We start from the raw sequence: 19,764 nt of genomic DNA on the forward strand, positions 1-19,764 counted from the left end.
ATGAGGGCGATGGGCACCTTCGAGTACGACGCCGACGATTTCCGGACCGCGGCCGGAAAATCGCGCAACGTCAGCACGCAACTCACCGGCATCATCAATACGCTGAACAGCTCGCTCAACGGCCGCGGAAACGTCTGGGGCAACGACAAACTCGGTCAGAGCTTCAATGACGGCCCCGGCGGCAACGACGGTTACGACTCGTCGTGGACCAACACCAGCGACAACGTCAAGACGATGGCGAAGTCCATGGGCGAGTTCGCCGACGGCCAGACCGAAAGCGCCGACTACATCGACAAGATGGAAAAGGGCAACCGCGACGGCTTGACGTAGTCAGGCAGTCGGTCAACTCGCGTCCGGGATACCGAGGCCCGGCAGATGCAGGCTGCTGTTTCCGGCACGCTCGACCCAGCCCTGGTAGCCCAGCGCCAGCGGGGAGTCGATGCCGAAGCCGTCACGGAGTCCGGTGACGGTGATCGCGGCGAGCCGACGGTAGGCGTCGGTGTCGACCGGCCAGGGGAATTCGGCCCACCAGTTGTCGCAGTGGTCCTGGTCGGGTTGGCGCCAGCCGGCCCGGGTGATAGCTCGCCAGCCTGCGTCGTCGGGGCGGGATGCCGGGTCGAGCCAAGCGTTTCCGGGGAGTTCGGCCAGGACCGATTCGCTCGTCTTGCGAAATTGTGCGAAGCGGCGCGAACCGGATGGTGCCGCTTCGGCGATCACCAGAACGGTGGTGTCGGGGGCGGCGGCGAGCTCGTTTGCCAACCCACGGGCGAATTCTTCCCAGTCGGTCACAGTAGGCCCTGGTTGTCGAGTTGGAGGTTGCGGTCGTCTGCGGCGAGGCGGGTATTGGTGACCAGGTTCAGCCAGATCGACGCGGCGGAGAGGATGAGGACGACGGTCGTTTCGGCGCCTGCCCATCGAATTTGCGGGGTCGGTGCTGTGACCTGTGCGGTCGGCTCACCGAGGCGCTCGCTGATCGCCTGCGCGTAGTCGGCGAAAGCTGTTTTCACTGCGGGCTTTTCGCTCGCCTCGGCGTAGTCGGTGAGCTGCAGCTCGATGCGGGTTACATCGCCACTTTTGGCTTGGATGGTCCCGCTGTCGGGGCCGAATCCGGTGTCGAGCATGATTCGGCGCGGTCGGCTGGAGATGGTCTGCCAGCCGAATTGTTCGACAATCGAGGGGGCATCGTCGATGTTCCATGACCAGTCGAGGGCGGCCAGTCTGCCGGAGAGATCGGCGGCGTCGGCGGATGGCATCGTTCGCCATGTGGTCATTCGCTTGCCTTCCTGTTGTCTTGGAGCGCGAGGCCGGTCATGGGAGCCGCGAGTGCGCCATCCTCATCCCATTGACGTCGGAGTAACAGCCGGTGGTGTCTGTCGTAGTGGTGTTCTTCGCTGATCCGGCCGTCGGGGCGGTACCGGTACCAGGATCCGATGGGGCCGGTGGGGCTGTTGACACCTTCGTGGCTGACCTTCCCCCTGACTGATTCGGTATAGAGGCCGTCGGGATAGCCGTCGCGATAGTCCTGGATGTATGTGGGGGTGTGGACTCGTCCGGTGAAGGGGCGACCGTTGTGCTGGAGGGCACCGGATTCGGCGGCTGTGAGCGTGGGATCGTCGTGGGCCAGGTCGGGGTGTGTCTCGGCGGGGTAGGTGGTGAGCTCGCCGTTGTCGTCTCGGCGCTGTTGGCGGAGAGTCTTCCCGGAGTCGTCGGCGATTTCGCGGTGTTGTGGTGTGCCGTCCTGGTTCCAGGTGATCTGGAGACCGATGGGGTTTCCCCGGTCGTTGACCCAGGCGTGGTCGCGTGCGCCGTCCCAGTGCCAGGCGAATTCAGGCCCGTCGCGGTAGCCGTCGAGGTGCCATTCGATTTCTACTATGGGCCCGTCCGCGTAGTTGTAGCCGTATCCGACGGCTTGGCCGGTGAATGGTCGGCCGTGGTAGGTGTTGAGGCCGTCGTGGTTCTTGTCGTAGACGAGTCCGGGGTCTTTGTGGTTGACGGCGCTCGGGAGGAGGGGTTTGGCAAGGGCTGCGGCGTCGAAGTCTTCGATGAGAACTCCGGCGGAGTCCCAGCGTTTACGGTGTTGGAGATAGCCGCTCGTGTCGTAGTTGTCTTCTTGGATGAGCGTGCCGTCGGGGGACCAGTAGCGCCAGTCGTCGTACTTGAATCCGCGCCTGTACCAGCCTGAGTGCCGCCGTGTTCCGTCCGGGTACCAGGCGGTGCAGCTTTGTTCGCGGTAGCCGTTCTCGTAGGAAGTGTTTTCGATTTCGGTGAAGTCGGGCAGGTATTCGACTGTTTCACCGGTGAATGGTTCGCTGCGGTAGTAGACCCGTCCGTCCACCGTGGTCAGTTCGGGGTCGTTGATGTCGATGAACAGCGACACGCGACGTTCCTTCCCGCTCGTTCGCTTCTCAGAAATAGGACAGGAACGCCGCGTCGAAATCGGGGTCGCGGGTGTCGAAGTTCTGGGGGACGTAGTCCTGGGCGCGGACGTGCTCTACGAACTCGGTGGGCAGGACGAGGGCCTGCTCGGCGAGGTACTTCAGCGAGTCCTCGCGCCAGATCCAGACGCCGTCGGAGTACAGGGAGGGGCCGCCCTCGATGTCGGCGTCTCTGATGAACAGGTCGGGGGATTCGCCCATGACGTCGAAGATCGCGCGAACCTTGCGCATGTAGTTCAGAATCCGGTCGCGGTCGCCCTCGACGGTACCGGTGGGCGCGTCGAAGACCGAGGGCAGCTCGTCGTGCCCGCGCTCGTACATCTCGCGGTACATGGCCACCGGCTTCAATTCCATTGCGTGCGTCCCGTTCTCGATATCATGGAGTCTGTGTCCGGCTCGGCGTGCTCGTCGGCTTGGGGCGCCCCGTCGTGCGAGCGCTTCGGCGTGCCCCGACCCCGATCCTTCGCCCGCACCGGCTGGTCGTCAAGTCGCCCGCACGGGGTTCGTTCCGGCTGCCTGGCGTTCATTCTGTCGTCACCACGGATTCGTGGGTAGCTGTCACTCTGTTGCGCAGGCGAACGAGTTGTGGTGTGCTCGACCGGGCATCACTATTGAGGGATGAGGGGCGATGGCGACGTTCACGGACTCGAGTTGGTGACGTAGCGCTCCATGATAGATCTCCCATCTGGGCTGCATTGGCTCTCGATTCTTGCCGGCATGGAGTGGCCGGAGGGCAATGAAGACGAGATGTGGGCCATGGCCGAGGACTGGCGCACGGCCGCAGATGGTCTTCGTGGCCTGGTAGACGACGTCGACGCCGCCAAAGATGCTGCGTTCAAGGCATATCCGCAGGGCGACGGCGTCGAGGACATGCTCAAGGCTTTCGAGGGGATGGCCCGCGGCGACCAGTCGGTGACCAAGCTGGGCGAACTGTTCGACATCCTCGGCGACTCGGTGTATCAGACCGGCACCGAGATCGAATACACCAAGATCATGTTCCTGTCCTCGCTGGGCTTGCTGGCGCTGGAAATCGCTGCGGCGTGGATCTTTCCGCCGACAGCGCCCGCGGTGGAGGCCGCCGCGATCGGCGTGACCCGCGTGGTGGCGCGGGGAATCTTCGGGCGCGTGCTGGCCGCGATCCTGCGACACGGCGCGAAGGCCGTGATCACCCGGGTCCTGAAGTTCATCGGCCAGCACGTCGCGATCGACACGGCGCTGGGCACCCTGCAGGAACTCGGCGTCCAGCAGTGGCAGGTGGATCAGGGCCACCGCAAGGAGGTCGACTGGAACCAGGTCAAGGCGGCCGCGGTCTCCTCCGCCGCCGGTGGTCTGGCGGCCGGGCCGTTCGGCCACTTCCTCGGCAAGCGGCTCGGCGACGGGATGTCGCCCTGGCTCAAGGGTGCGATCACCGGCACCGGTGCCGGCCTGGTCGGCGCGGGCGGCGGCATGCTCGGCCAATTCGGGTACGAGGGCATGACCCAGGGGTGGGATCAGGCCTGGAACAACCTGAAGACCGCGGCGTCCGACCCGCTCATGTGGAGTGCGGGTGCCACCAACGGCGGGCTTTCGGGGCTGAACAAGGCCGGGGCGAATTCCGCGTGGTCGGCGATGAAGCCCGGGTTGTTCGAGCGCCCCAGCTTCAGCTCGCAGGTTCGCGATGCCATGCCCGGCCACGACCTCGGAACGTTCGGGCAGAACGACGGTGCGGGCGGCGACGGGTCGTCCAACCGTCCCGGCGGCGAGGGCGAGAACCGGGCCGGAGCCGACGACGAGGCGACCGGTGCCGGTGGTGACGACGGCGTGCGCGCGGGTGCGGGCGACGACACCATGGGCGACCAGGGCTCGGGTGAGTCGCGGGCCGGCGCGGGTGACGACGGCCAGTCGATGCGCCCCGCCGGTAGCACGCAGTCGCCCGAAGGCGAAGCCCAAGGGCCGACGAATTCCGAAGAGGGACGGGCGAATCAGCAGTCCGGCGACGACGGACAGTCCTCGGCAGAGGGCGGCGCGGGCGCTGGGCGACAGGAGTCCAAGCCCGAGGTGCAGGGCGGTGAATCGCAGGCGGGCGACGGCGGTCGTCAGGACGGCAGCGGCCGTGCCGAAGGGGAAAGCCCTGCGGCACAGTCGGATTCCGGGCAGGACAAGTCTCGGGCGGGCGAGGCCGAGCAGGCCGACGGCGCGAGCGTCGGCGAGGGCACGCGCACCGACGCGCAGTCGGGTGGTCAGCCGGTCACCCAGGTCAACGACACTCCGGCGACCAACCGTGACACCGCGACGCAGGCCGGGGCGCCGGTCGGCGCGGGTATGGCAGGTGCCGGGCCCGCGGCGACGGCGGGGCCCTCGCCTGCCGCGACCGGTCAGGCGCCGGTCACCAATCAGGCCGCGACGCCGACGACCGGTCAGCCCGCCGCGAGCCCCGCTCAATCGCCCACTGCGCCAACGCAGTCGACGCCGCAGCAGTCCACGCCGGGCCAGCAGGCGCCCGCGCAGGGTTCGCAGCCGGCGGCCCGCCCCGGCGCTCCGGAAGTCCGCGCGGGGCTGACCGACGGTGTGCAGCCCGGATCCGACATTCGTTCCGGCGCACCGGAAGTCAGAACCGACAACCCGACTGTCGATGAGTCGAGGGTGGCGGACCCGCAGGGCACCGCCGAAGATCCCGGTGCGACGAGTCGACCCGATGGTGAGAGTCGCGCGGGTGTCGGTGAACAGCGCGGCGCCGGTGTGGCAGAGACGCCGCTGCAGGGGTTGCAGGCCGCGCCGGGCGAAGCGCCGCCGACCCGCGCGGGCGAGCCCGAGGCAATCGCCGACCGGACTCGTGCCGGGGATTCGGAGGTTCGCCCGGAGTCCGACCCGCTGGCTGATATTCCGCCGGTGGTGCCTATCGTCGGTGCGGATCCGGGCGCGAGCCCGGCCCGGCCGGGCCCGGAGACAGGTCGTCCCGGGCGACCGGGCGCCGACGACGCCGCGTCGCCGAGGGACCGCGCCGACTCCGGCGATGATCGCAGGCAACCGCAGCCCGACGACAACGACAGCGGCCCCGTCTACGACACCCAGCTGCCCAATGGCCAAGGCGTCGTGCACCATCCGACCGGCACGGCCATCGGTGAGGACGCCCGCACACACCGGGTGAGCGAGAACGTCCGCAACGACGGCTCCCACGACGTGGTCGTGCACGGGCGGCGCGACGGTTCGGTGACGCCGAGCAACGGGGACCCGGTCCACCCGCGCGACATCGTCGACGCGATCCGCAGCAACCCGAATTACGTTCCAGGAACGCCGATCCGGCTGCTCTCCTGCCATGCGGGCAACAGCAAGGGCTGGGCGCAGTACATCGCCGACCAGCTCGGCGTCGACGTCACCGCGCCGACCGATCGCGTCGGTGTGCGGCGCGAGCCGGGCTCGGACCCGGTGATCGATCGCGGTGGCAAGTGGCGCACGTTCAGCCCGGAGTCCGCGACGGCACCGAGCGATACACCTTCGCCCAGAACGGATTCCGATCCGTCCGATCCTCGCGATCGTGACACTCTCGACGGCGACGGCCCACCACTGGATCGCGACCTCGTCGACTTCATGAGCGACCAGGACCCGCCGACCCGCCCGACCGCGATGTCGTTCCTGCAACCCGAACCCGGGACCGTCAACGCACCGTTCAGCCGAACGCCCGGTGTCGACGCGCATCTGCTGGGCGTGCTGGATCCGAACGACCCGATGGTGCAGACCGCGGGCGACCCACCCCGGATCACCCATGTCGGCGGGGAGCCGATCGACGAGTTCTCCCACCGGCTCAGCGAGGAGCGTGGCCAGGCGTTCGTCGACGCGTCCACGCCGGACGCGGCCCTGGTCGCCGACTACGAGCAGCACAAGGCCCAGCAGCAGGCGCTGGAAACCGCGAAGTCCGACAAGGGCCGGGCGGTGCGCGATGCCGCGATGGCCCTCAAGGACGCCCGGGCAGCACACACCCGCGCGGTCGAGGCCGCCGCGGACGCACGCAACCGTGGCGCCGCGGACGCTGACGCGCTCGACCGCGCCGCCGAGGACGCCGCGGACGGGGTGCAACGCGCGGAAGCAGGCGTCGCGGACGCCAAGCAGCAGGCCGCGGCGGCCAAGACCGCCCTCGACAACTTCCTGGCCGCCGACGCGGCCGAAGCCGAGGCAGGCAATTCGCCCGCCAAGCGCTTGGAGAAGGCCGAAGCCGAGCGGCTGCCCGGCAAGCGGCGGGGCCACGTCACATCCATCACCATCGACCGCCTGACCGGTCGCGTGTACGAGGCCGCCAACGGCACCTCCGAGCAGCGCATCCACCCCAGCGAGCTGCACCCGACGCTGCACGACAACGTCGCCCGCTACCAGGACCCCACCGACGCCTACCACAACGGGCGCGACCCGGCCCATTTCCCGCACACGGACAACCCGCTGGGCCACGCCGAAGTGCGCGGCACCAACGCCGCGCTGCACGACCGGGAACTGCTCAACCAGCAGCGTGGGCCGGACGACCAGCTGCCGACCGATTTCGACGGCCTGGCCTCCATTCTCAACTCGCCGTTCGTCCCCAGTCGCGGCGTCGAAGCGCCCTGCTGCGCCAACTGCACCCGGGTGGTGCAGGGCACCGAGAGCACCGCGGGCCACATCATCGACGAAGGGGCACCCCGGGTCGACCCGCTGCGGCACGCCGATCTCGAACAGGCGGCCAGGGACGGCAATCCCATCGAACCCCGCTTGGTCTCACCCGAATATCCGGAGACCGACTTCATGGGCGACGACGATGATGTCGCCGGTTCGGATCGCGGGTCCGACGATTCGGTGCCGCCGGGGATGTTCCGTGGGGAAGATGGGCTGTTGCACCGGCCCGGTGATCGAACAGACAGTTATCGGGATCCGGATGGGACCTGGCATCACGTCGATGACCCGGCGGACACCAAGCGCAATGTGAAGTTCGGGTTGTACGGTCCCGATGGTTCGTTCATCAAGGACCACCTGAGTAGCGCCGACTACCTGTACGACGCGATGAAGGGTGATTCGGACTCGCACGAGATGCGCGATCCGGACCGGGCGGCCGAGCTGGAAGCCGCGTCGGAGCGGCGCCTCGAACTGCAAACCGAACGTGACGGCGTTCGGACCGAGCTCAAAAAGCTCATGGCCGAGTTCGAGATCAAAGAGGCGAAAGAGCTCGCTCCCAAGCGTCTTTCCGAAGCGATCCAGAACCTGCGCCAGGAAATCCGGTCCGATGCCACCCTGAGCCCGGACGAACGGACCGCCAGGCTCGAGCTGCTCGGCGATCTGGAAGACACCGCCACCGACTACAACGACCTCGGTCGCGAGATGATCGAGGTGTCCAAGACGCTCGGCGAGGTAGCCGGAATCGACTTCGCGCTCGATCCGGACGCCCGCCCGCGGGCCGTGCTGCTGACGCCGTTCGAAGGGGCATTCGACGGCGCCGGTGTGGTCGACATCGCTGCCTACGTCCCGCGCGCGGACGCCGACTCGGCGCCGACCCTGGTCGTCGTCGAGGCCAAGGGCGTGGGCTCGGTCCTGGGCGGCTCCAAAATCGCGCAGGCGGAACAGGGTTCGCCGGAATACCTGCGGCGCACTTTGGACATGGATCGCAATCTCGCGCAGATCCTCAACGAGACTCCCGACCAGATGGTGGCCCGGGGCATCGACCCCGACAGCGCCGAGGGGCGCGCGCTGACCGACGCCGTCGCCGACCTGCGGCAAGCGATGGAAGACGGGACCCTGCAGGTCGAGTACCGGCTGGTACATACTGCCGCCGACGGAACGATCACCGTCACCGAGCTGCTGCTCCAGCGCGACGGCGTGAATGTGCTCGCCGATGTTCCGTTGCCGTTCGGCGCCGATCCGAATGCGCTCGACCGTGGCGATGACTCGCGCGACGACGACATCGATTTCATGGATGACGACGATCTGCCGCCCAGCGATACACCGGATACACGGGACAGCGATCCGCCTGAGCTGGCCCCCGCGATGTCGAAGGTCCAACCGGTGCCCGCCGTCGGCGAAGAGCTGGGTTCGAGCGATGTGCCCGCCGCGAAGGCGCACCTGCTCGGCGAGCTGACCGGCGACATAGTCCGGGATGCCGACGGTTACATCACCAAGGTCGACGGTGAGTACGTCGACGAACTCGTGCGCCGGGTGGCTGCCGAGCGGTTGCCTTTGTACGCGGCGGTCAGCGAAACGGCGGACCGGCAGAAGGCTGCCGATATCGCGGCGACCAAGCCGGAAAAGGCCCGTCTCGCTGATGAATTGGACGCCGCCAAGCGTGCGCGAGGCATCGCGAATCGCAATCTGAAAGGTGCGGCGCCCGAGGATCTCAGTACCTTGACCGAGATTCGCGACCAGGCGAATGAAAAGTTCGAAGCCTTGGAGAAGAAGGCCGCGGCGGCGAAATCCTCGTACGGTGAGGCGAATGGGCGGGCGAACCCGATCGGACCCGTGGTGGCCGTCACGATCGATCGTCTGACCGGGCGTGTCTATGAAGCGGCGAATGGCGCGCCGGAATCCGGCCTCCGCGTCGCTGACCTGCACCCGAGGTTGTACGAAAACGCCGAAGCGACCGGTCAAGATATGGCCGAGCTGGCCAAGGGCAACAAGGACGCGACGGTGTGGGATCACGGCGACGATCCGCTTCGCCATGCCGAGGTTCGCACGACCAACGAAGCGCTGCACGATCGCGAACGAAACGGTGAGCGCACCGATCGCGCCTCGATGGCGGCGCTCGTTCACGCACCCACGAATCTCAAGTCGGCCGAAGGCGTCGTGTGCTGTGCGAACTGCACCCGAATGGTTTCCGGGACGGAGAGCGCCGAGGGCTTCTCCCGCAGGCACGCCGAGGGTGTGCCGCAAGACATTGTCGACGCCGAACTCCGCGCCGACCTCGAAGGCTCGGCGAATCCGGATGGCACGCCGAGGAAGCCACCCCTTGTCTCTTGGGACGGTGCGCTGCGGGCCGAAACCGACTTCATGGGTGACGAAGACGGCGAAACACGGAACCGGAAACCGGATTTCGCTGACCCGGAGCCTGAACCGACGCAGCGCGAGGTCCGCGTCGAGCTGGGTGCGAACGGAGAAGTCGTCGCGCTGCACATCCAGCTGGCCGACGGGCAGTGGGTAGTCGCGCGGAACGACGGCGACGAGGCCACGCAGCATGTGCCCGCGCGCAACGACGCCGACATTCCCGAAGTCGACAACCGGAATGCCCTGCGGAAACTGGTCGACGATCTCAATGCCGGGTATCAGGGGCTGAATCTCAAGTACCCGTCCGGATCGGGTCTCGACGGGCGCGGACAGACCGCGCTGCGCGACGGCGTCAGTGGCGGCGCGCATCTGCTGACCGACCCGCCCGCGTCGCCGGCACCCGCGCATCCCGCGCCGCCGGTGGACGGTCCGATGATCAGCGAACCGCCGCCCGGCGCAGGCGATCCCGCGTTGAACGTGGCGCGGATCGGCAAGGAGGGGCTCACCTGGTACCACAACCGTGAGCACATTCCGGTTATCGGCGGGATACTGGGACGCGAGGCGGATTCGGCAGGCGATTACCGCCCGGTGTACTTCCCCGACGGCACCGAATACCGGCCATGGATCTCCGACGCCGATCCGAATGCGGTGCGCGACACCGTGCTCAGCGAGCTGCGGGCCAACCGGATGGACGCCGACGAGGTCCGCGACATCCTGAAGCAACTGTTCGCCGATGCTCGCGATCCGCGGCTGCGCCAAGACCTGATCGACGATCTGGAATTCAACGGACTCATCGACACCGACGAAGCGCGGGCGATGGAGGACACACCCGTTCCGCCCGTCGAGACGCCGCCGGAACAGCAGGGTCCGCCGCCCGAGGGCGAGACGCTGGCCGAGATGGCCGAGCGGCTCGGTATCGATCTCGACGGTGAGGGAGCTCGGGATGTGCGCCGGGCGATCGATCTCCAGAGTCACCGGCTGCTGCGCGAGATCGGCGCGATCGAGGGCCTGGCCGACGCGGCACGCCGAGCCGACGAGGAACAGACCCGCCCGTACCGGCGCGCGGATCATCCCGCCGATCCGGCACCTGCCCCTGACGACCGGACACTGCACGGACCGGACCGTCTGCGCGAGCTCGAGTCGGACGAACCACGCGACGACGCCGACTATTACGACGACGACGAACCGGGCGGCGCCGACCCATCGCGGAGTCACTGGGGCGACACCAGCGCCCCACGCCCGGTGCCGTTCTCGCGGGAGGTCAGCTTCCTCGACAAGGATCCGCTCGGCCGGTTCCTGCGCGACCTGATCGTCGCCTTCGAGGGCGTCACCTCGCTGCGCGACTACGACCGGGTCGGCAACGGCGCGGACCGGCTGCCCGAATGGGCCAGCTTCTCCGATGATCGGGAGCCGGGCCGGGACGAGGCGCGGGCCCGCGAGTTCTTCGAACACGCGCTGCGCCGCGACCAGCTGCGTGACGAATTGTCCGGCTGGGCGGCGATGTTCGGCCGTGACCTCAGCGATCTGTCCGGCGATCGCATGGAACCGACGCTCAACGAGCTGCGTGACGCGGCACGGCAGCGGGCACAGAACCTCGCCGATTTCATCGCCGCCGCGCAGCCGATCCTGCAGGGTGACGGCGCCGAACCGGTGGGCAAGTCCTACGGTGATCAGGTCGCGCGGGTGCCCGATGCCGACGGCGGGCCGGACCGGTTGCTGGTTGTCGACGGTGCGCTCGACCGTGAGGAGGCGCTGGCCCGCGCGCTGCGGGACAACCCGGAGCTGGCGATCGACATCGACAACGGGGTACTGCGGCCCGACTTCCGGGCCGTGCACGCCGACGGCGCGGGCAGACAGTTCCTCGATCCGGTGGCCACACCGGAGGTGCAGCACATTCGGCGCACCGTGGACGGCGCCGAACTGCAGGTGACGATGATGCGCGGCGAGGACGGCGAGTGGCGCCCGGTCCAGGCGACACCGGAACCCCCGCCCGCCTCGCGCGACCGTGCGGACATGGTGCGCGAAATCGTCGATCTGGCACGGCAACTCGGTCTGGGTCCGGCCGCGCTGCACCCGGACAATATCGACGCCACCATCCGTGCGCTGCACCTGGACAACGCGGTACGCGCGGGGCAGGCCGAGGCGCTGTTCGATTACGCCCGCACGATGGCCGACATCGAGACCTTCTACCTGATCGGTGACGCGCGCGATCAGCTGACATCGCGGCTCGGTATCGCGGAGAGCGAGCTCACGCCGAGACGGATCGCCGAGGTCCTCACTGATCCGAAACAGCGGCGCGGTAAACGCCAGCAGCAGTTCGAGGACCTGCTCGACGGGCAGCAGCGCGAACCGAGCAAGACCGCCGGTTACTCCCAGCAGCTGCGCAACGTCGACGCGGCCGCGGTCAAGGCGGCGCAGGAAGCGCTGATCAAGGCACTGAGCCCGGGGAATCCGGAGGCGCTGCGCCCGAAGGTCAGCAAGACCGACCCGCGCACCGGCCGGTCGAAGGTCGGCCCGGCCGAGAGCGGCATCGATCCGGCCAAGCTGCGCAAACTCGTCACGCGGATGCACCGGCTCGGCGCGGGCGACCATGCGCGGGAGGCGCTGGCCGCCTACGCCGACGCGCTGATGCGCATCGACCCCTACACCGATCATCCCGCGGGCACCAGAGCGGCTGATCCGCGCACCACCGGCGACCCGCACATCTACGACCGCGACGCGATCCACGGCCTGCGTGATGTGGTCGGCGCCGCCGAGCCCGGTGCGAATCCCGCCGATTTCGCCGCCCAGGTCGCAGGCAACATCGCCCGCTCCTATGGCGCGGACGAGCCGGTCGGCCCGAATGATCCACGGCCACAGCCGAATCGGGACTGGGCACGCTTGGTCGGAGTGGATGTGTCCACCGCCGACGGTGCGAAGTTCGTCGAGATCTACGAGGCCTACCGCGACGGCAAGATCGAGAAGCACGAGGGTCTGAGCCCAGAGAAGCTGGCCGCCGAGATCGCGGCCATCCGCGAGGAGATCCGCCTCAGAACCGAGCAGCTCGAGCAGCTGAAGGCGCTCACCGACGAGTTCTACCGGCCGGTGGCCGACCTGCCGGCCGCCGAGGGAACGCCGACCAGAGAGCACCCCGGCTCGCAGCCCGACGCGTTGCCCGAGGGGCGGCGCGGGCTGCCCGCGGCGCCGGAGGGTGGCAAGCCGGGCGGGGGTCCGCGACCGGTTGGCCCGCAACCGGATTCGGGCCGACCCGATTCCGAGGTGCCGCCCGAACGCGGCCGCGACCTCGACGATCGGGCCGACGCGAAGCTCGACCAGACCATGCGCAAGCTGGACGAGGTCGCCGGCGAACTGGCCGAACCGATTCCCTCGCTGGACGATCTGGTCGGACCGGGTGAGCCGGTCGATCCGCTGGCGATGATCGACGACGCCGTCGAACGCCAGAACAAGCTGCACGACCAGGCGGACGAGCGACGCGCCGACGGCGCCGATGCCGCCCTGGAGGACACGCTGCGTGATCTCGACGGTGTCGACGCGGATCTGGCCGCGTTGGAGTCGTACCTGCGCGCCCAACGGGATTTCGACGCCGCGCAGGCGGACATCGCCGCCAGGTTCGAGGAACTGGCGGCCAGGGACGCGGAGACCGCCGCGCAGCGCGGCGATGACGCCGACGCGGATTTCGCCGTGCGCGCGGCCGACCTGGCCGCGCTCGAGTCCTACCTCGCCGCGCAGCAGCAGTTCGACGCGCTGCGTGCCGAACTCGCCGAGGCCGCGCAGACACGGCCCGACGAGCTCGACGCCGAGGCGTTGGCCGACGCGCAGGCCCTCGAGTCGTATCTGCGGGCACAGCAGGAATTCGACGCTGCCCGTGCGGAAATGGCCGCCCGGTTCGCCGCCGCGGTCGAACGGCAGGGTGGTGCCACGACGCCGGACAGTGGGGACGGGTCGACAAGCGAGAGCGGCAACGGTTCGCGTTCTGAGGGCGGTTCCCGCGACAACGACGGCTCCCGCGACAACGACGGTTCGCGTGGCGATGACGACGATTCGGGGGATCCGCCCGCGGCGCAGACGGCGCCCGGCGGCCCGCCGTCCAAGCCGCCGTCGCGTCCGCCGACCGCGCCGAGCCCGGAACCCGAAGAGCCGGCGCAGAATTCGTCGCCACTGGACTTCGGTCTGCCCAAGACGCCCGCCGAACTGGCCGTACCCGGCGACGCCGTGCTGGATCAGCCGGTCACCGACGGTGCCGACGCCGGCGATGCACCCCAGCGCGCGTACCAGCGCAGAGACTTCCTCAACGATGTCCACCAGTTCCTGCAGGAACTCAGCGATCTGCCGCCCTCGGCCACCGCCGACACGCCACCGCTCACCCCGGAGCAAGCCGAGCAGGTCCGCGTACTCGCCGAAGCGCTCGGCCTCGGTGACGCGCTCACCGGTCAGCGTGATCCGCTCGGAGCGCTCGCCGAGATCGCCGATATGGCGCGGGCCCGCGGATTCCTCGACAGCGCACTGGATCCCGACGCCGAACTCGGCACACCCATGCGGTATCCGGACGACTACGAGCCGCTCGACGTCGACGAGTTGCAGGACGGGCTCGACCACTGGCGGGTCGAGGGCGATCCGCAGGTGCGTGCCGAGATGGCCGAGGAACTGCGGCTGGCCGGGCTCGACGACGCCCGACCCTCCGTCGGCGCCGATCCGGAGCCGAACCCGCAGGCCACGCCGCTGCACCCGTCCGCGATACTGCCGCCGGAAGACGGTGCGCGCCGGCCCGGCGGGCCGAGGATCGAGCCCGCGCAGCAGGCGATGGATCGCCTGGCCGCCAGGTTCGGTGTGGATCTCACCGATGCGGGTTCCCTCGACGCCGCCCGGTACCGCCAGTTGCTGCGGGCGGGTGCGGTCGAGGCGTTCGCCGCCGCGGTCCGGCATGCCGAGGCCGCCACCGATCCGCAGCAGCGGGCGCTGCGCGAGGCCATCGCTCGGCGCTGGGCGGCCCGGCTGGGACTGCCTGCCGACCCCGGTCTCGTCCGCGCCGCCGACGACCTCAACCGGTTGCGCGCAGGGGTGACGCGCGACGCCGGTGATATGGCGCACCTGTATCAGATGGTGCGCACCGAGCTCGACGACCGCGTGCTGTCGCTCGACGTCGACGGCGACAAGATGCTGGTGCGGCTGGTGGCCGACGGGCCCGACGCCTGGCATCTCGAACCACTCGCGCGCATCGAACCGAAGCCGTTCACCTCGACCGCGGACAAGGCGGTCGAGGTGCCGCCGAAGAAGAACTGGCTGCGCAAGCTGTGGGACCGGCTCGTCAATCGCGGCTACTACGGCGACAATCCGAAGTACCCGTCCGGATCGAGCATGGACGGTGCCGGTCAGTCGATGCTCGGCCACAGTGCCGGGCTGCCGTTGACCACGGTGAAGGACTCGACGCCAGGCCAGCCAGGTGGCGAATACGACCAGCTGCAGATCAAGTTCAATCCGGCGCGCATCCTCAAAGAGGGTGTGCTCATGTGGCAGAACCGCGAGCTGGTGCCGATCCTCAAGCACCTGTCCTCGCGGATCGCCGATCAGGCGGGCGAATTCCTGCCGCTGCGCAATCTCGACGGCAGCGAGTACAAGCCGTGGATCTCCGATGCCGACCCGCAGCTGCGCCGTCAGATCGAGCAGGACCTGCGCGACGCGGGGCTGGAGCATCTGCTCGAACCGGAGAGCTTGTCGCCCGGGGAGCTGGCTGCGCGGGAGCTGAAGGAACTCGCGGATTCTGATGAGCCGGTGCAGATTTCGAGCAAGGGCGAGGAAGTTCCCGCCGTTGCCGAACCGCTGCCGCCGTGGCTGCGGGATGTGGTCGACGCGGTCAACGGGCGAATCGCCGATGCGACCGTGCTCGAAGCGCTGGCCCGCGAACTCGGGGTCCAGCTCACCGATTTCAGTGAAGAAGGGCTGCGCAAGGCTGTCGCCGAGGCCGAATACCGGTTGCTGCGCCGCGACGGTGTGATCCAGGCGCTGGAAGCGGCCGCGCGATTCTTCAACGCCGAGCACGCGGACATCCCGTTCCGGCCCGCCAACTTCCACAGCAACGACCCGCTCGGCGCCTACCTCAAGGAAGTCGTCGCGGCCAAGGGCGACGAGTTCAGCTTGCGAATGCTCAACTGGCGCGGGGTGAACAACGGCGGCGAATGGGTCAACATCTGGGGCGATCTCAGCGACGACGGTGGCGATCCGACCGTGCACGCCGAGGACGCACGCAAGATCTTCGACGACGCGCTGCGCCGCGCCGGACTGCGTGACGAACGGTCCACCTGGGCACACCTGGCCGGGGCGGACCTGGAGGCGCTGGTCAACAATCTCGACGGCGAGATCGCGAGGCTGCGCGGGCAGCTGGACGACAACGTCGGAGTACTCGGTGAACTCACCCAGCGAGTAGCCGATTTCAACGACAGCGACAGCGGCGATCGGCTCGTCGTCGACCCCGAGAACGGCAAGATCGCGATCGTCGACACCGGGGCCGGACACGAGGCCGCGCTGGCCCGTGCGCTCGCCGATGCCGATGCCGACTTCATCGACCGGCTCAACCGTGGCGAGGTCGACATCGAGATCCGGGTGGTCGGGATCGATGACGGCGGCCGCGTGCACATCCTCGAGGTCGACGCGCCCGAGGTGCGGCACCTGCGCACCGAGGTGGACGGGCGCACGGTCGACGCGACGATGGTGCGCGACGGGACGCAGCCGTGGCGGATGATCGAGCGGCCGCCCACGGGCGCCGAGCCGGATGCCGGTCTTCCCGCCGTGGCGGATGACACGAATCAGCCTGTGCCGGAACCGCGTTCGCTGGCCGAGCTCCGGGCCGACATCGCCGAGGTGGCGCAGCGGCTCGGCATCGACGATCCGTCGAACCTGGCGGGGGAGCAGCTCGACACGCTGCTCGCCGAGCAGGAACGCGCCAATCAGGTGCGGGCCAGGCAGGTGGAGGGCCTGGTCGACTACGCGCGCAGCGCCGACGCGATCGACAACTTCAACGCGCTGCACAATGCGCGCAGTGCGTTGGCGCTGCGCTTCGGTGTCACGCCGGAGGCGCTCGGCCCTGACGTGATCGCCCGTGGGCTCGCCGATCCGGCGACGCGGGTGGAGCTGCACCGTCAGCGGTCGGCGAATCTCACCGATTACGCGAAGCTGCTGCGCGCACTCGACCCGGCGGCCGTCGACGCCGCCCGTGACGCGCTCGCCCCCCATCTGGGCCTGCCGCGCGGTGCGCTGCCGCTCGACGCGGCGGCGCTGGCCGAGGCGCTGTCCAACCGGGCCGCGCGCGGTGACATCGACGATCTCGTCGGGCCGCTCGCCGACTACGTGCGGGCGCTCGCGAAGGTCGATCCGTACGCCGACAACCTGGTCTACGACCCGGACACCGACCCGCGCGCCATCGGCGACGACCCTCCGGTGCACCCACGCGACGCCCTCGACTTCCTGCGCGAAGTGGGCGCCGACGACCTCGGCAACCGGTCGCCGCTACCCGCCGCCCCCGAGGACGCCGTCCCCGGACCGAGCCGCGACCACGCGCGTCTGCTCGGCGTCGACCTCACCGACGCCGACGACAAGCGGGTGGCACAGGTTTACGAGTGGTTCCGCGACGGCCGCATCGACAAGCACGAACGCCTGACCCTCGAACAGCTGGCGCGGGTGCACGAGGAGATCCGCGACGAGATCCGGCAGCGTGCCGCCGACATCGCCCGCCTGCGCGAGCTCCTCAACGAACCGTTCGTCACCGACCCCGAGATCGACGCGCCCACGTCCCCGCCCGCGGTAAACGGTGGGCCGACCCAGGGTGCCCCCACTCCGGATTCCCCCGCACTGCCCACACCTGATCCCGCCACGCCTGCGCGCCCCGGTACACCCGCGCCGCCGGCATTGTCTGCGGGTCCGGATGTCAACGGCAACAACCAGGTTCCGCCGGCGTTGCCTGCTGGTTCGGATTCCGATGGCAACAACGAGGTTCCGCCAGGGCTGTCTGCGGGGCGGGATGCTGACGGCAACAACCAGGTTCCGTCGGCATTGGGTGTGGGGCCGGATGGCAACGGCAACAACAAGGTTCCACCGAGTGTGTCCGCCGGTCCGGATGTTGACGGTGAGAACGAGGTTCAGCCGGGTGCTGGTTCGCGGCAGGATCCGGGCTCCGACCCGGCTGCCGAGAACGCTGACTCCGGGCTGCCGACACGGAGGCCGGGATCGCCGGATCCGAACGAACGAGTGGGCCCGAGAGAGCGCGGCGACTTTGGTGACCCGGCGAATTCGCCGACTCCGCGTAGGGCCGGACCGGTGGGCGCAGACCCGGATGTCGTTGCGGGCGAAGTCGATCCGAGCGGAGACGTCGGCACGGGTCGGACCGGCGACGGCAGTGCGGCTGGGCAGGTCATCCCGCGTGAGCCCGATCCAGTGGGTACTGGTGCGAATGTAGTGGTGGGCGAAGCTGATCCGAGCAAGCCGACATCGGGCGTTGACCGGGGCGACACCGGCCGGGCCGAACAAGAAGGTTCGGAGGCGGGCCAGGGTGCGCGTCGGCCGTCGGTGGACGATCCGGATTCGGGTGTCGATGACGGTGAGCCGACCACGGCCGGAGACTCGGACAAGGGTGGGGACAACGCTGATTCGGGGGATCCCGACAAGAGCTTCGACCTGGATCGGGACGGTGGTTCCGACAGGGACAGCCAGGGTCCGCCGCGGTCGCCCGATGGCGAGGGGCAGCCGGGGGTGCGCAGGCAATTGCCGGGGTCGGCGATGCGTTCGCACATTCCGCATCCACCGCACGAGTACGAGGTCGAGCTCGACGTGCCGGTGTTCGACGCCGTCCAATGGCCGGTGCCGCCGCTGGTGCTGACGCCGGAGACACCGCTGCCGCCGGAACCGCCGAGCCAGCCGGAACCGCCGCGCCCGCCGAGCCAGCCAAATCCGCCGTGCCCGCCGGATCAGCCGAATCCGTTCGTGCCACCGAAACCTCCTCTGACGCCGGAGACACCGCTGCCGCCGGAACCGCCGAGCCAGCCGGAATCGCCGCGCCCGCCGAGCCAGCCAAATCCGCCGTGCCCGCCGGATCAGCCGAATCCGTTCGTGCCACCGAAACCTCCTCTGCCGCCGGGCGAACCGCTGCCGCCGGGCGAACCGCTGCCGCCGGGCGAACCGCTGCCGCCGGTTCCACCCGTGCCACCGTTGCCGCCCGCGCCGCCGGTACCGACGCTTCCGCCTGCGCCGACGCTTCCGCCTGCGCCGACGCTGCCGCCGGTACCGCCGCTGCCGCCGGTACCGACTGAGCCGCCGCTGCCACCTGTGCCGCCGTGGCCGACTGAGCCGACGCCGACTGAGCCGGCTCCGAACGAACCGACGGTGCCGTCGTGGCCGGTCCAGCCGACACCGCCGGGCGGAAATCCAAGTCTGCCGTCTCTTCCGCCGTGGGGAACGCAACCCCCTGGCTCGGGCATGCCGGATCAGCCGGGAGGCGGTCAGCCGTTCCCGCCAGGCAATGGTCAGCCCTATCCGCCGGGTAGTGGTCAGCCGTTCCCGCCGGGTAGTGGCCAGCCGTACCAGCCGGGTAATGGTCAGCCGTACCAGCCGGGTAATGGTCAGCCGTTCCCGCCTGGAAGTGGGCAGCAGTACCAGCCGGGTAACGGTCAGCCGTTCCCCGGTAGCGGTCAGCCGTACCCCGGCAACGGTCAGCCGTACGCGCCTGGAAGTGGTCACCCGTACCCACCCGGTAACGGTCAGCCGTACGTGCCGGGTAATGGTCACCCGCCGGGCAATGGCCAGCTCTACCCTCCGGTGAGCGGAAACCCGGCCCTCGACCAATCCGGTTGGCAGCAGCCGGGTACCGGCAATCCGCAGGGTGGTGCGCCGATGTATCCGCCGCCCGCGATGCCGCCTGCCGGCGGGCAGGGCGATACCCGCAGGCCTTATCGGCCGGAGTATCAGCCGCCGACCGAGCACATCGTGCTGCTCGTCCGTCCGTACGGCGGTGGCGTGCTGGCCGAGTTCGATCCGCGGTCCGGTTCGTTGCGGCCCGCGGCGCCGGGACAGCTCGGCGCCGACGGCCTGTACGCCGATCTCGGTGGGGTGACGGTGATCTTCTATCGGCTCGCCGATCGGCTGATGGTGCAGGTCGGTGCTCAGCCGATCGAGCTCACCTGGGCCGCGCACGTGGGCTGGGAGCGTTCACGGCAGCGGATGACGCGGTTCACGGTCGCGGTCGACGGCAGGCCGATGGGTGAGCTGATCTACCGTTCGCTGCCGCCGGAGCTGGACCTCGGCCTGCTGATCCGTAACGTGGTTGCCGATCCGGCGGGCCGGATGACAATCTTCAGCGACCGAGTCTGATGCGATC

6 protein-coding genes are annotated in these 19,764 nt (G+C 69.1%); 2 read left to right on the top strand and 4 right to left on the bottom strand.

Translation table 11 applies throughout. The features are described 5' to 3' along the window. Nucleotides 1-9: 9 nt before the first annotated feature. Nucleotides 10-330 carry a WXG100 family type VII secretion target gene (locus ACFVVI_RS21835; protein ID WP_301904962.1) on the top strand — a complete coding sequence of 107 codons (321 nt, stop codon included), beginning with the start codon at nt 10-12 and terminating at the stop codon, nt 328-330. A 12-nt stretch (nt 331-342) separates the two neighbouring features. Here ACFVVI_RS21835 and ACFVVI_RS21840 read toward each other — a convergent pair whose 3' ends face one another. From ACFVVI_RS21840 to ACFVVI_RS21855, 4 genes are read right to left on the bottom strand one after another with little or no spacing between them, the layout of a single operon-like run. Beyond that, on the bottom strand, nt 343-789 hold the full coding sequence (locus ACFVVI_RS21840; protein WP_387446519.1) for a hypothetical protein: 447 nt from the start codon (nt 787-789) through the stop codon (nt 343-345). Then, nucleotides 786-1,271 (bottom strand): DUF6301 family protein, encoded by a 486-nt coding sequence (locus ACFVVI_RS21845; RefSeq protein ID WP_379313166.1) that lies wholly within the window; start codon nt 1,269-1,271, stop codon nt 786-788. The genes ACFVVI_RS21840 and ACFVVI_RS21845 overlap by 4 nt, the downstream gene beginning before the upstream one ends. Next, complete coding sequence (locus ACFVVI_RS21850) at nt 1,268-2,377, bottom strand: toxin-antitoxin system YwqK family antitoxin (protein WP_387446521.1); 1,110 nt, start codon at nt 2,375-2,377, stop codon at nt 1,268-1,270. Before ACFVVI_RS21850 ends, ACFVVI_RS21845 begins: the two co-directional genes overlap by 4 nt. Before the next feature lie 28 nt (nt 2,378-2,405). Further along, nucleotides 2,406-2,789: a hypothetical protein gene (locus ACFVVI_RS21855; RefSeq protein ID WP_379313163.1), complete on the bottom strand. Its 384-nt coding sequence runs from the start codon at nt 2,787-2,789 to the stop codon at nt 2,406-2,408. A gap of 363 nt (nt 2,790-3,152) precedes the next feature. Between ACFVVI_RS21855 and ACFVVI_RS21860 the strand changes: the two genes are divergently transcribed. Continuing rightward, on the top strand, nt 3,153-19,757 hold the full coding sequence (locus tag ACFVVI_RS21860) for a hypothetical protein (protein ID WP_387446522.1): 16,605 nt from the start codon (nt 3,153-3,155) through the stop codon (nt 19,755-19,757). The last annotated feature ends 7 nt before the right edge of the window (nt 19,758-19,764 follow it).

The sequence above is a fragment of the Nocardia sp. NPDC058114 genome (assembly GCF_042884695.1).
Taxonomy (GTDB): Bacteria; Actinomycetota; Actinomycetes; order Mycobacteriales; family Mycobacteriaceae; genus Nocardia.